This is a genomic window from Streptomyces sp. NPDC052301 (assembly GCF_044593395.1).
GTDB lineage: Bacteria > Actinomycetota > Actinomycetes > Streptomycetales > Streptomycetaceae > Streptomyces.
The window spans coordinates 418,003-431,601 of the sequence record NZ_JBIUBE010000005.1 but is presented as its reverse complement, the minus strand read 5'-3'; the positions used below and the strand labels follow the sequence as shown (position 1 = coordinate 431,601).

Sequence of the window (13,599 nt, the reverse complement as noted above, 5' to 3'; positions counted from 1 at the left end):
GCCGACGCGTCCTTCTGACGGTCGTGCAACCATCCGACACACCCGTGCGTCCGTACATCAGTACGGTCGTCGGGTGTGTGACCGGAGTACGGGGAGGACAAGAGTGGACAGTGGTGCGATACGCCGACGCCTGGCGCTCGGCGCGGCCGTGCTGGCCGCGTCCGGGGCGCTGGCCCTGGTGGGAACCGGTACCGCGCAGGCGGCGGCCGGAGGCACCTGCTCGGGACACGAGGTGCGGACCCTGCCGTTCAGAACCGGCGTCACCCACGTCTTCAAGCGCGACGGCTACGTCTGCGCCGTCACCGTCGCCAGACACCCCGGCGCCCCCCAGACGATGTCCGTCAGCGTCCAGGCCCGCGGCAGCCGCCCGGTCGTCGACACGGGCAGCTACCGGCACCTCGCGGGCCCGGTGACGGTCCACGCCGGTCACCGCTGCGTGTGGATCAAGGGCTCGGTGGGGTCGTCGTCGAGGAGCAGCGGCTGGATCCTCTGCTGATCCGCACGCCGGTCAGCCGGCCGCGGGCAGCCCCGCGAACGCCTCGTGGAAGCCGGGGAACGTCTTGCGGACGCAGCCGGGATCGTCGTACGACAGCCCGGGCACGCGCAGGCCGGTGACCGCGAAGGACATCACGATGCGGTGGTCGCCGAAGGACGTGATCTCCGTGCCGGGCGCGGGGGAGCCGGGCTCGATCTCGATCCAGTCGGGGCCGGTCCGCACCCGCACGCCGAGCCGCCGCAGGTTCCGCGCGCAGGCCTCCAGCCGGTCGCACTCCTTCACCCGGGTGTTCGCCACGTCCTCGATACGGACCGGACCGGAGGCGAACGGCGCGATCGCCGCCAGCGTCGGCATGGTGTCGGAGATGTCCCGCATGTTCACCGTCAGGCCGCGCAGCACGCCCGTGCCCCGTACAGTCGTCCGGTCCGCCGCGCTCTCCACCCGCGCGCCCATCCGGCGCAGCACCTCGACGAACCGCAGGTCGCCCTGGAGCGCGCCCGCGCCGAGGCCCGGCACGGTCACCTCGCGGCCGGGCGTGACGGCGGCCGCGGCGAAGAAGTAACTCGCGGTCGAGGCGTCCGGCTCGACGGCGTAGGTGGTGGCCCGGTAGCCGCCGGGCGGGACGTCGTACACCTCGCCGTCCCGGGCGACCTCCACCCCGAACGCCCGCATCATCGCGAGCGTGATCTCCACGTACGGCGCCGACACCAGGTCGGTCACCCGGATCCGCAGGCCCGTGCGGGTCAGCGGGCCCAGCAGGAGCAGCGCGGTCAGGTACTGGGAGGACTGGCCGGCGTCCAGCACGACCTCACCGCCCTCGACGCCGGCCGCGCGGACGGTGAGCGGATGGTGGCCCTCGGCCTCCTCGTGCCGCAGGTCGACCCCGAGGTCGCGCAGGGCCCGGCTGAGCGGGGCGAGGGGGCGGCGGCGCATCTGCGGGGAGGCGTCGAACCGGTAGGTGCCGTGGCCGGCGGCGGCCAGGACGGGCAGGAAGCGTGCGGTGGTGGCGCCGTCGCGGCAGAAGACATCGGCCTCGGCGAGCGCGGGCCCCTGCGGGCGGCCGTCCACCTGCCAGGCCTCCGGGGTACGGCCCACCCGGTAGCCGAGCCGGGTCAGTCCTTCGGCGAAGCCCTCGGTGTCGTCGGAGCGCAGCGGGCGTACGAGGGTGCTGACACCGTCGGCGGCGGCCGCGAGGAAGAGCGCGCGGGCGGTGATGGACTTGGAACCGGGGATGGCGACTGCGGGCATGGCCGCATGATGGCCGGTCCGGCCGGGGGACGGCCCCCGACGTCCAGGGGCTGGACGCTTCCCGGCCGGACGCTTCCCGCGCGGCCGAGGGAACCCGACGGCCGCCGCGTCCGTCCAACGCCCAGGTTGCCGGACGAGTCTTCCGTGCCGTGGTGTCGGCCCCTCGCGACTGGCCGCGAACGCCGACCCACCCCCTCCGCCACGGCACGGCCGACAGCCCGCCGCCACCGGCGCGCCCCCCTTGAATGCGCCGGTGGCGGCCCCTCGCTGGTTACTGTGCATTCCCTTGACGGAAAGAAACTTCCCGGATATTGGTGACTCCTCGGAAGTTTCCTTCAGCGGTTCTCCTCTGGAAGGAGCGCACGTGCACGACACCAGCACGGGAAGCACGGGAAACACCGCACGGCCGTCCAGACGCGCCGTGCTCGCCGCCACCGCGGGCCTCACCGCCGCGCTGACCGTCCCGACGACCGCCCACGCCGCGCCCCCCGACGAACGCCGGCTGCGCGCCCTGATCTCCCGCATGACCCTGGAGGAGAAGGTCGGCCAGCTGTTCGTGATGCGGGTCTACGGCCACTCCGCCACCGCCCCCGACCAGGCCGACATCGACGCCAACCTCAAGGAGATCGGCGTCCGCACCGCCGCCGAGCTGATCGCGACGTACCGCGTCGGCGGGATCATCTACTTCACCTGGGCCCACAACACCCGTGACCCGCACCAGATCGCGGACCTCTCCGACGGCATCCAGCGGGCCTCCCTGGACCAGCCGCGCGGTCTGCCGGTGCTCATCGCCACCGACCAGGAGCACGGAGCGGTGTGCCGGGTGGGCAAGCCCGCCACCCTCTTCCCGGGCGCCATGGCGATCGGTGCGGGCGGCTCCCGCTCCGACGCCCGCACCCTCGGCCGGATCTCCGGCACCGAACTGCGCGCGATGGGCATCAACCAGGACTACTCCCCGGACGCCGACGTGAACGTCAACCCGGCCAACCCGGTCATCGGAGTGCGCTCCTTCGGCGCCGACCCGGACGCGGTGGCCCGGCTGGTGGCCGCCGAGGTGAAGGGCTATCAGGACGCCGGGGTCGCGGCGACCGCCAAGCACTTCCCCGGGCACGGGGACACCGCCGTCGACAGCCACACCGGCTTCCCCGTCATCACCCACAGCCGCGACCTGTGGGAGAAGCTGGACGCCGTGCCCTTCCGGGCCGCCGTCGCCGCGGGCATCGACTCGATCATGACCGCGCACATCCAGTTCCCCGCCCTGGACGACTCCGGCGACCCGGCCACCCTCTCGCACCCGATCCTCACCGGCATCCTGCGCGAGGAACTCGGCTACGACGGCGTCGTGATCACCGACTCCCTCGGCATGGAGGGCGTCCGCACCAAGTACGGCGACGACCGGGTGCCGGTGCTCGCCCTGAAGGCCGGTGTCGACCAGCTGCTCAACCCGCCGTCGCTCGACGTGGCCTGGCACGCCGTGCTGCGGGCCGTGCAGGACGGCGAGCTGACCGAGTCCCGGCTCGACGAATCGATCCTGCGCATCCTGCGCCTGAAGGCCCGCCTCGGACTCTTCGACCACGCCCTCACCACGCGGGCCGGCGTCGACCGCGCGGTGGGCACCAAGTCCCACCTGGCCACCGCCGACCGGATCGCCGAGCGGACCACGACCCTGCTGGTCAACGAGGACGGCATCCTCCCCCTCGACCGCCGCGAGCAACGCCGCGTCCTGGTCGTCGGCGCCGACCCCGCGTCCCCGTCCGGCACCACCGGCCCGCCCACCGGCGTGCTGGCCGCCGCCCTCACCGAGCTGGGCTTCACCGCCACCGCCCTGTCCACCGGCACCGCCCCTTCCGCCGCGACCGTCACCAAGGCGGTCACGGCGGCACAGGACGCGGACGCGGTGGTCGTGGCCACGTACAACGTGGCGGCGAGCGACTCCCAGCGGACGCTGGTCGAGCGGCTGCTGGCCACCGGCAGGCCCGTGGTGGCGGTGGCCGTCCGCAACCCCTACGACGTGGCCCAGCTCCCCGCCGTCAAGGGCTTCCTGGCGACCTACTGCTGGACCGACGTCGAACTGCGCGCCGCCGCCCGGGTGATCGCCGGACGCGTGTCCCCGCGCGGCAGGCTGCCCGTGCCGGTGCAGCGGGCGGACGATCCGGCACAGGTGCTGTACCCGATCGGGCACGGGCTGACGTACTAGACGTACGTCACACACCGGGCGTACCACCAGCAACAGGCGCAAACCCTCCGGCATGTCTGGCGTGGCCCCCGCACCGCGGGTCACGCTGGACGGGGGTGCATGGGGGGTGTGCGATGAAGGGTGCCGTACGCGTGCCGCACCGGCTGCTGCCGGCCGGACTCGCCGTCGCCGCCCTGTCGGCCACCCTGCTCACCGCCTGCCAGGGCCCCGCGGGTGTACCGGTGGGCAACGCCGGCCCCACACCGGGTGCGACCGCCGGCTACGGCACGGTGTTCCTCGGGGTCGGCGAGTGCAGCTCCTTCGGCACGACCAGCTTCACCGAGGTGCCCTGCGCGAGCGAGCGCGCGGCGGCCAGGGTCGTCGCCCGCTACGACGGCACGGCCGCCGACGGCCCGCTGTGCCCGGCGACCACCGACTTCGTGCTGCACATCAGCGCCCAGGCGGGCGCCGCCGACGAGGACGGCGACGGCGCCATCCCCCAGGGCTACGCCTGCATGCGCAACCTGGAACCCCCGCACCCGGGCGACCCCGGCGCCGGAGGCGGCCCCCGCACGATCCCGGGCGACTGCGTGTACGACTCCGGCGCCGGCCAGGTCCGCGAGACGGCCTGCGAGGGCTCGGGCGGACGCCGGCCGCAGTACCGCATCACCGAGGCGGCCCGCACCCGCACGGACTGCCCCGCCTCGACCGCGCTCTACGTCCGACTGGGGGGACGCGAACCGGTGGGCTGCGCCCGGCGCCTGTGAGAAGGAACCGCTCGTCTTCGGGGGCGGCCTCAAGCGGTCACGGCGTCGTCCCGCAGCTCCGGTGTCGTCGTCGCCACCGCCGTCACCGCCAGCACGCACAGCAGGCCGCCGGAGACCAGGGCGGTCGTGCCGGACGTCCAGCCGGCGAGGAGACCGCCGCGCACGTTGCCCAGGCTGGGGCCCGCCTGGCCGACGATCACCTCGGCCGCCGTGACCCGGCCGAGCAGCGCGTCCGGAGTGCGGGTCTGCACGAGCGTGGACCGCGAGACCACCGCGGTGGCGTCCGCCGCCCCGGCGAGCACGAGCAGCGCGAGACCGGCCCACGGGCTGGTCGACAGACCGAAGAGCAGCAGGGCCACGCCCCAGGTCCCCGAGGCGCACAGCATCACCGGGCCCGGCCGGGCGAGCCGGGTCAGCGGGCCGGACAGCACGGTCGCCGCGACACCGCCCACCGCCAACGCCGACAGGAACAGCCCGAGGGTGCGCGGATCGCCGCCGAACCGCTCGGCGTTGACCAGCGGGAACAGGCTCACCGGGAACGACAGCACGGTCGCTGCCAGGTCCGTGATCAGCGCGCCCCGCACCACCCGGTGCCCGGCCAGGAAGCGGAGGCCGTCCAGCACCCCGTGCACCCCGGCCCGCGACGGCTCGCCCTCCGGCGGCAGCGCGGGCAGCCCGAAGGCGCCGTAGAAGCCGAGCCCGAAGCTGAGGACGTCGAGGAGGTAGCAGGCCCCGATGCCCAGCCAGCCCAGCAGCACCCCCGCCAGGGCCGGACCGAGCAGCATCATCGACTGACTGGTGACCTGCTGCAACGCCAGCCCGGCGGCCACCTGCTCCCGGGGCAGCAGACGCGGTACGAAGACGCCGGCGGCCGGCGCACCGAGCGCGCCGAAGGCCGACTGCACGGCGACGAGCAGCAGGATCACCGCCACCGGGACATGCCCGGTGAAGCCCTGCACGGCCAGCAGCAGCGAGCAGACCGCCTGGCCGACGGTGGCCGCCAGGAAGACCCGCCGCCGGTCGGCCCGGTCCACCCAGGCCCCGGCGACCAGCCCGAACACCACCAGCGGCGCCGCCTGCGCCAGCCCTACCGCCCCCGTCCAGGCGGTACTGCGGGTCACGTCCCACACCTGGTACATGACCGTCACCATGGTCAGAAACCCGCCGAACACGGACACGGTCCGCCCGATCAGCAGCCGCCGGAAGACGGACGAGGTACGCAGGGGCCGGATGTCGACGAGCGGCTGGATCACCGGGGGAGGGTAACGGGGTGCCGATCGCCTGGCCAGGGCATGGGAGGCCCCGCACACGCGACCTGCCTACGCGGCCGCCCCCAGCAGGCGCAGCAAGTGCTCACGCCCGCCGCCCAGCAACCCCGCGAGCGGCGCAGCCGCGTCGTACCACCGCTTCTCGTACTCCCAGCACAGCCACCCGTCCCACCCCTGCCGGGACAGCACATCCACGCACTCGGTGAGCGGCAACACCCCCGCCCCGAGCGGCAGCGGAGTCGTGTCCTCGGCTGACGCGATGTCCTTGACCTGCACGTATCCCAGATGCGGGGCGAGCGCCGCGTACGTCTGTGACGGCTGCTCCCCGCCCAGCCAGGTGTGCATCACGTCCCACAGCGCGCCCACCTGACGGTGCCCGACCGGGCCGAGGATCCGGATCGCGTCGGCGCCGGTGCGGTGCGAGTCGTGCGTCTCCAGCAGGATCCGCACGCCGAGCGCGGAGGCGTCCTCGGCGGCGGTGCCCAGCCGGCGGGCGGCGAGGGCGTCCGACTCCTCGCGGGGACGGTCGGGATCGGCGCCGGGGAAGACCCGGACGAAGGGGGCGCCGAGGTCGTGGGCGAGCCGGAGGAGCTGCCGGAGCTCCTCCAGTACGGGCGCGTCGTCACCGGGCGCGGCGACACGCGCGTATCCGGCGAGGCCCAGTACCTCGACCCCGGCGCTCTTGAAGAGGGCCGCGGTCTCGGCTCGTTCGGCGGGGGAGAGGCCGGGATGGACCGGTTCCTCGGGATGGGCGCGCAGCTCGACGCCGTGGTAGCCGTGCGCGGTGGCGAGCGCGAGGACCTCCGGGACGGGCAGGCCGGGGACACCGAGAGTGGAGAACGCCAGCTTCATGGGCACGGACCCTACTCGTCACTCGCCCGATTCGCGTAGATCCAACCGCCAGTCCTGGCCGATCAGATCCTTTCCGAAGGAGCGGTGCGGCTTCTCGGCGACGAGGGCGAAGCCGTGCCGCTGGTAGAGGCGGCGGGCGCTGCTCAGCACGTCGTTGGTCCACAGCACCAGGTCGCGGTAGCCGACCTCGCGCGCGAAGCCGACGACCGCGCCGACGAGCCGGTCGCCGACGCCCTGCCCCCGCGCCCCGGGCTCGACGAGCAGCAGCCGCAGCCGCGCGGTACCGGGCGCGTCGTCCCGCACGCACATCACGCACCCCACGGGCCGGCCGCCCCACTCGGCGATCCACACCCGCTCCAGGTGCGGGTCGTGGTCCTGGGCGAAGTCGGCGACGATCCGGGCCACCAGCCCCTCGTAGTCGGTGTTCCAGCCGTACTCGGCCGCGTACAGGGCGGCGTTGCGCTGCACGATCCAGCCGAGGTCACCGGGCCGGGGCTCGCGCAGCACGACGTCGCCGGACTGCCGCTCGTCCCCGAGGACGGTCCGGATGGTCCGCATGGCCTCCGTCAGCCGGGCCCGGTCCTGCGGGGCCACGGTGTCGAGCAGCGCCCCCACGGTGTCCCGGGCCCGCTCGTCGAGCAGCCCGGCGGCCTCGCGCCCCCGCGCGGTGAGCCGGACCCGCCGCCGCCTGGGATCGCTCTCCGACGGCCCGCGCTCGATCAGCCCGTCCTCCTCGAACTTGTTCAGGATCCGGCTCAAGTACCCGGCGTCGAGATCGAGTCCGGTCCTCAGGTCGGCCGCGTCGAGCTGGGGGACCTGGGCCAGCTCGTACAGCACGCGGGACTCGGTGAGGGTGTAGGGCGCGTAGAGGTGGCGGCCGTAGTCGAGGGCGCCGATGACGCCCGTGTAGAAGCGGTTGAAGGCGCGGACGTCCTGGACGGTCATGATCGGCCCCCGGATACTTGACTCAGTCAGAGGTTTCCCTCCGAGGCTAAGCCCGCCGCGCCCCGGCGTCCACGCCTACGCGTCGCCCCGCGCGGGCCGGAACACATTCACCTGCGCCCCGGTCTTCGCGGTGGCCGAGGAGACCAGCTCCCATGCGCGCAGGCCCCCGTCCGCCGGGAAGATCGACTTGCCGCCGCCGAGCAGCACGGGCATCACGATCAGCTGCAACTCGTCCACCAGGCCCTCGGCGAGCAACGCCCGCACCAGGGTCGGGCTGCCCATCATCGCGAGGTCCCCGCCCTCGGCCTCCCGCAGCTCGCGCACCTTCCCCAGCGCCTGCGCGCCCGGGATCCGCACGCTGTTGCCCCAGGTCAGCTCGGAATCGTCGAGGCTGTCGGAAACGACGTACTTGCGCAGGGAGTTGATCCGGTCGGCGAACGGGTCGCCTGCCCGCTCCGGCCACGCGGCGGCCATCGTCTGGTAGGTCCGCCGCCCGTACAGCAGCGCGTCGGCCCGCTCCAGCCCCGCGGCGAAGGCCCCGCCGACCACCTCCGGGTCGAAGAACGGGTGCGACCACCCGCCGTGCGCGAACCCCCCGTCGGTGTCCTCCTCGGGCCCGCCCGGGGCCTGCACGACTCCGTCGAGGCTGATGAACTCGCTGACTACGAGACGCATGATCGACTCCTTGGCCGGTACGGCTGATCACTTACGGCAGTGAGGACTGCCCACGCTACGAAAACTCATCGGCACCACGCACGGCGTACGCATCGACGCCGACTGCTCGCAGCCTGCGCGCGAGCAACTCGGTCTCGGGAAGGGTGCCGCCGTAACCCTGCTCCAGCACGGCCCGGACTTCCCCGAGCCCGATCCCGAGCTCCCGGCGCAGGACCCGCATGACCGCGACCCGGTCGGCCGACGGTCCCAGCCGCAGTTCCGTGCGCCCGTGCTCGGCGAGCATCCGCTCCCGCAGCTCGGCCGGCAGCTCCCTGCCGCACACGGCCATGCCGCCGCACCGAGGGCAGCCCACCTCGGTGTCCCACCGCAGTGAGCCGTCCGTCAGGAGGACCTGGACGCCGTGCCACCGCGCGGTACCGGCGCAGGACGGGCACGGGACAGGGCCTTCGAGACCTTCGAGGACGGGCGTCCCGTGCGGTGTCCGGGCAACGGCGCCCGCGTCGTTCCCCGGCCCGCGCGCGTCACCGCCTGCGCAGGGAGGTCCGACATCGCCGTCCGGCCGGGGCACACCCCCTGGAGGCGGGGCCGAACCGTCGGCCGGTGGAGGAGCCGCGCCGCTCAACTCCTCGGCGCCCCCGTCGACCCCCGCACCATCAACTCCCCGCGCACCGAGGCAATCCCGCCGGGCGGCGGCTCCTCCCGGCCCATGGCGACGCGTCCCGCCCGCGCCCCCGCCTCCGCCAGCGGCAGCCGTACCGTCGTCAGCGCCGGCACCGCGTCGATGCTGAACGGCAGATCGTCGAAGCCCGCCACCGAGACGTCGTCCGGGATCCGCAGCCCCGAGTCCCGCAGTGCCGCACACGCGCCCAGCGCGACGGAGTCGTTCGCGGCGACGATCGCCGTCAGCGAGGGGTCCCGGCGCAGCAGTTCCAGCGTGGCCTCGTAACCGGACCGGCGGTCGTAGCGGCCGTACACCGTCCAGCCGGGGTCCTCCTCGATGCCGGCCCCCGCCAGCGCCTCGCGGTGACCCTCCAGGCGGTGGCGGGTCGTCGTACGCTCCTCGGGGCCGGCGATGTAGCCGAGACGGCGGTGGCCGAGGCCGAGCAGGTGCTCGGTCAGCCGGCGCGCCCCGCCCCGGTTGTCGAAGGTCAGTGCGATCGCCCCGGTCTCCGCCGCCGGCGGGCGCCCGCACAGCACCACCCGGGTCCCGGCCTCCGTCAGCTTCCGCAGCTTCGCCGCGACCGCCGCCGCGTGCGGCGCGTCCTCCACGGCCCCGCCGGTCAGCACCACGGCCGCCGCCCGCTGCCGCTGGAGCAGGGTGAGGTAGGTCAGCTCGCGCTCGGGGAGACCCCCCGTGTTGCAGACCACCGCCAGCCGCTCGCCGCCCGCCCGGCCCCCCGGCCCGCCGATCTCGGCCTGGATCGCGCTCGCCATGATCCCGAAGAACGGGTCGGCGATGTCGTTGACGAGAATGCCGACCAGGTCCGAGGTGGCCGCCGCCAGTGCGCTCGCCGGGCCGTTGAGGACGTAGTCCAGCTCGTCCACCGCCCGCAGCACCCGCTCGCGCGTGGACGCGGCCACCGGATAGTTGCCGTTCAGCACGCGCGACACCGTCGCGGGGGAGACCTGGGCGCGGGCCGCCACGTCCGCCAGGGTCACCGTCATCTGTCGTCCTCCGGTCGCGCATGTCGTCGTACGCCCTCGTAGACAGCCAAGTCCTGCCGCTGGTTCCGAGAATGTGTCGAGCAGACCTTAAAGCCAGGCGCCCCTCCTGTTCGCCCCCTCGAACAACTCGAAGGGGACACGGTCTTGTACAGACACGGCCCAGAGGCTAGCTTCAGCGGATAGAAAGCGCTTGCTGTGCTGGCTCGCCGTACTGATCGGGGCGCCCGGCGCCCACGAAGAGACTGACGTGACACGCAAGACGGTGCGGATCGCCATGAACGGAGTGACCGGGCGCATGGGCTACCGCCAGCACCTCGTCCGGTCGATCCTCGCCCTGCGCGAGCAGGGCGGCCTCGACCTCGGCGACGGCACCGTGCTGTGGCCGGAGCCCGTCCTCCTCGGCCGCCGTGAGCACGCCCTGCGGGAGATCGCCGAGCGGCACGGTCTGGAACACGTCTCCACCGACGTCGACGCGGTCCTCGCGGACGACAGCGTCGACCTCTACTTCGACTCCCAGGTCACCTCCGCCCGCGAGGAGTCGATCAAGAAGGCCATAGCCGCCGGAAAGCACATCTACACCGAGAAGCCGACGGCGACCGGACTGGCCGGAGCCCTCGAACTCGCCCGCCTCGCCCACGCCAGGGGCATCAGGCACGGCGTCGTCCAGGACAAGATCTTCCTGCCCGGCCTGCTGAAGCTGAAGCGGCTCGTCGACGGCGGCTTCTTCGGCCGCGTCCTCTCCGTCCGCGGCGAGTTCGGCTACTGGGTCTTCGAGGGCGACTGGCAGCCCGCCCAGCGCCCGTCCTGGAACTACCGTGCCGAGGACGGCGGCGGCATCGTCGTCGACATGTTCCCCCACTGGGAGTACGTCCTCCACGAGCTGTTCGGCCGCGTGCGGTCCGTCCAGGCCCTCGCCACCACCCACATCCCGCAGCGCTGGGACGAACAGGACAAGCCTTACGACGCCACCGCCGACGACGCCGCCTACGGCATCTTCGAACTCGAGGGCGGCGCGATCGCCCAGATCAACTCCTCCTGGGCCGTGCGCGTCAACCGCGACGAACTGGTCGAGTTCCAGGTCGACGGCACCGAGGGCTCGGCGGTCGCCGGCCTGCGCAGGTGCCGCGTCCAGCACCGCTCCGCGACCCCCAAGCCGGTCTGGAACCCGGACATCCCGGCCACCGAGGTCTTCCGCGACCAGTGGCACGAGGTCCCGGACAACGGCGACTTCGACAACGGCTTCAAGGCCCAGTGGGAACTGTTCCTCAAGCACGTCTACGCCGACGCCCCCTACCCCTGGGACCTGCTGGCCGGCGCCCGTGGCGTCCAGCTCGCCGAACTGGGCCTGAAGTCCTCGGCCGAGGGCCGCCGCATCGACGTACCGGAGATCTCGCTGTGACCATCCGACTCCCCGCGGCCGACGGCACCCTGCGCACGTACGAGCCGCGCACCGACCCCCTGGCGGTCACCCCCGGCACTCCCTTCACCTCCCGCACGGTCTTCTCGGCGGCCCACGTCGTCGCCGACCCGCTCGCCGACACCACCCCCGACGCGCCCGCCGCCGTCGACTGGGACGCCACCCTCGCCTTCCGCCGCCACCTGTGGTCCCACGGGCTCGCCGTCGCCGAGGCGATGGACACCGCCCAGCGCGGCATGGGCCTGGACTGGGCGGGCGCGGCCGAGCTGATCCGCCGCTCGGCCGCGGAGGCGAAGGCGGTCGGCGGCCGGATCGCCTGCGGAGTCGGCACCGACCAGCTCACCGGCGGCTCGCTCGCCGGCATCCGCGCGGCCTACGAGGAGCAGCTGGCGGTCGTCGAGGAGTCCGGCGCCCAGGCGATCCTGATGGCCTCCCGCGCGCTGGCCGCCACGGCCGACGGCCCCGAGGACTACCTGGAGACCTACGGCCACCTGCTGCGCCAGGCCGCCGAGCCGGTGATCCTGCACTGGCTGGGCCCGATGTTCGACCCGGCGCTGGAGGGCTACTGGGGATCGGCCGACCTGGACGCGGCGACGGAGGTGTTCCTGGAGGTCGTCGCCGCGCACCCGGAAAAGGTCGACGGCGTCAAGGTGTCGTTGCTGGACGCGCGGAGGGAGATCGGCCTCCGCCGCCGTCTGCCCCGCGGCGTCCGCTGTTACACCGGCGACGACTTCAACTACCCCGAGCTGATCGCGGGCGACGACCAGGGCTTCAGCCACGCCCTGCTCGGCGTCTTCGACCCGCTCGGCCCGCCGGCGGCCCAGGCGGTGCGGGTCCTGGACACGGGAGACGTGCAGGGCTTCCGTGACCTCCTCGACCCCACCGTCGAGCTGGCCCGCCACCTCTTCCAGGCCCCGACGCGCTTCTACAAGACCGGCGTCGTCCTCCTCGCCTGGCTCGCCGGCCACCAGACCCACTTCACGATGGTCGGCGGCCTCCAGTCGGCCCGTTCCCTGCCGCACCTCACCCGCGCCTACGAACTCGCCGACGGCCTGGGCCTCTTCCCCGACCCCGAGCAGGCCGAGGAACGGATGAAGAACCTGCTGTCGCTGTACGGGGTGGACCAATGACCGAACTGGCGCGCTTCTCCATCAACCAGATGACCGTGAAGCAGCTGTCCCTGCCGGAACTGGCCGACGCCTGCGTCCAGTCGGGTGTGGGCCAGGTGGGCCTGTGGCGCGAACCGGTCCAGGAGTACGGCCCGGAGCGGACCGCCAAGCTGATCCGCGACGCGGGCCTGACCGTGACCACCCTGTGCCGGGGCGGCTTCCTCACGGCGATCGACCCCGACGAGCGTGCGGCGGCGCTGGCCGACAACCGCCGCGCGGTGGACGAGGCGGCCACACTCGGCACGGACACCCTGGTCCTCGTCTCCGGTGGCCTCCCGGCCGGCAGCAAGGACCTGCGGGCGGCCCGCGAACGCATCGCCGACGCCCTCGCCGAACTGGCCCCCTACGCCGAGGACCACGGTGTCCGCCTCGCCATCGAGCCCCTGCACCCCATGTACGCGTCCGACCGCTGCGTGGTCTCCACCCTCGCCCAGGCCCTGGACCTCGCCGAACGCTTCCCCGCACACCAGGTCGGGGTGACCGTGGACACGTACCACGTCTGGTGGGACGACCAAGCCCCCGCCCAGATCGCCCGCGCCGGCGCGTCCGGCCGCATCCACACCTTCCAACTCGCCGACTGGACGACCCCGCTGCCCGAGGGCGTCCTCAACGGCCGCGGCCAGCTGGGCGACGGCGCGATCGACATGCGCGAATGGAAGGACCACGTGGAGGCCGCCGGCTACACCGGCCCCATCGAGGTCGAACTCTTCAACGAGGGGCTGTGGGCACGGGAGGGCCGAGCGGTGCTGACGGAGACGGCGGAGCGCTTCGTGGAGCATGTGATCAGAGGGACCTGACGGCGGAGGAATCCAGCGGCCGGAAAAAAAATCCACCCACCGGACGCAACCCTTCCCCCGCCTCCGGTGTCGTAACTGTCGTCGGAACCACGGGAGGGGACCCGGGGGGGATTCAAGGGGTTCC

At 73.4% G+C, this 13,599-nt stretch carries 13 protein-coding genes; 6 read left to right on the top strand and 7 right to left on the bottom strand.

What is annotated here, in order from left to right; all coding sequences use genetic code 11:
- The first annotated feature begins 103 nt into the window (after window positions 1-103).
- Complete coding sequence (locus tag ACIHEJ_RS16410; protein ID WP_400135553.1) at window positions 104-496, top strand: hypothetical protein; 393 nt, start codon at window positions 104-106, stop codon at window positions 494-496.
- 12 nt (window positions 497-508) lie between these two features.
- Here ACIHEJ_RS16410 and aroA read toward each other — a convergent pair whose 3' ends face one another.
- Window positions 509-1,744: a 3-phosphoshikimate 1-carboxyvinyltransferase gene (gene aroA / locus ACIHEJ_RS16405; protein ID WP_400135551.1), complete on the bottom strand. Its 1,236-nt coding sequence runs from the start codon at window positions 1,742-1,744 to the stop codon at window positions 509-511.
- A 364-nt stretch (window positions 1,745-2,108) separates the two neighbouring features.
- On the opposite strand from aroA, the gene ACIHEJ_RS16400 reads away from it, so the two are divergent.
- Together ACIHEJ_RS16400 and ACIHEJ_RS16395 are read left to right on the top strand one after the other, a co-directional pair.
- Window positions 2,109-3,941: a glycoside hydrolase family 3 protein gene (locus ACIHEJ_RS16400; RefSeq protein ID WP_400135550.1), complete on the top strand. Its 1,833-nt coding sequence runs from the start codon at window positions 2,109-2,111 to the stop codon at window positions 3,939-3,941.
- Between the two features lie 113 nt (window positions 3,942-4,054).
- Window positions 4,055-4,687: a hypothetical protein gene (locus tag ACIHEJ_RS16395; RefSeq protein WP_400135549.1), complete on the top strand. Its 633-nt coding sequence runs from the start codon at window positions 4,055-4,057 to the stop codon at window positions 4,685-4,687.
- A 29-nt stretch (window positions 4,688-4,716) separates the two neighbouring features.
- On the opposite strand, the gene ACIHEJ_RS16390 is transcribed toward ACIHEJ_RS16395, so the two are convergent.
- The 6 genes from ACIHEJ_RS16390 to ACIHEJ_RS16365 form a co-directional block, all read right to left on the bottom strand.
- Complete coding sequence (locus ACIHEJ_RS16390) at window positions 4,717-5,940, bottom strand: MFS transporter (RefSeq protein ID WP_400135548.1); 1,224 nt, start codon at window positions 5,938-5,940, stop codon at window positions 4,717-4,719.
- A gap of 66 nt (window positions 5,941-6,006) precedes the next feature.
- Window positions 6,007-6,807: a sugar phosphate isomerase/epimerase family protein gene (locus ACIHEJ_RS16385; protein ID WP_400135546.1), complete on the bottom strand. Its 801-nt coding sequence runs from the start codon at window positions 6,805-6,807 to the stop codon at window positions 6,007-6,009.
- An 18-nt stretch (window positions 6,808-6,825) separates the two neighbouring features.
- Window positions 6,826-7,752 carry a GNAT family N-acetyltransferase gene (locus ACIHEJ_RS16380; RefSeq protein WP_400135544.1) on the bottom strand — a complete coding sequence of 309 codons (927 nt, stop codon included), beginning with the start codon at window positions 7,750-7,752 and terminating at the stop codon, window positions 6,826-6,828.
- 75 nt (window positions 7,753-7,827) lie between these two features.
- Window positions 7,828-8,427 carry a dihydrofolate reductase family protein gene (locus ACIHEJ_RS16375; protein ID WP_400135542.1) on the bottom strand — a complete coding sequence of 200 codons (600 nt, stop codon included), beginning with the start codon at window positions 8,425-8,427 and terminating at the stop codon, window positions 7,828-7,830.
- A 55-nt stretch (window positions 8,428-8,482) separates the two neighbouring features.
- Entirely contained in the window at window positions 8,483-8,755 is a 273-nt protein-coding gene (locus ACIHEJ_RS16370) for a hypothetical protein (protein WP_400135540.1), read from the bottom strand.
- A gap of 290 nt (window positions 8,756-9,045) precedes the next feature.
- The gene (locus ACIHEJ_RS16365; protein WP_400135538.1) at window positions 9,046-10,092 is read right to left on the bottom strand and encodes a LacI family DNA-binding transcriptional regulator; all 1,047 of its coding nucleotides are present in this window, start codon (window positions 10,090-10,092) and stop codon (window positions 9,046-9,048) included.
- A gap of 247 nt (window positions 10,093-10,339) precedes the next feature.
- Here ACIHEJ_RS16365 and ACIHEJ_RS16360 point away from each other — a divergent pair, with 247 nt between their 5' ends.
- From ACIHEJ_RS16360 to ACIHEJ_RS16350, 3 genes are read left to right on the top strand one after another with little or no spacing between them, the layout of a single operon-like run.
- A complete protein-coding gene (locus ACIHEJ_RS16360; protein WP_400135536.1) occupies window positions 10,340-11,491 on the top strand; it encodes a Gfo/Idh/MocA family protein in 1,152 nt (383 codons plus the stop codon).
- Complete coding sequence (locus tag ACIHEJ_RS16355) at window positions 11,488-12,639, top strand: dihydrodipicolinate synthase family protein (RefSeq protein WP_400135534.1); 1,152 nt, start codon at window positions 11,488-11,490, stop codon at window positions 12,637-12,639. Before ACIHEJ_RS16360 ends, ACIHEJ_RS16355 begins: the two co-directional genes overlap by 4 nt.
- On the top strand, window positions 12,636-13,475 hold the full coding sequence (locus ACIHEJ_RS16350; RefSeq protein ID WP_400135532.1) for a sugar phosphate isomerase/epimerase family protein: 840 nt from the start codon (window positions 12,636-12,638) through the stop codon (window positions 13,473-13,475). Before ACIHEJ_RS16355 ends, ACIHEJ_RS16350 begins: the two co-directional genes overlap by 4 nt.
- The last annotated feature ends 124 nt before the right edge of the window (window positions 13,476-13,599 follow it).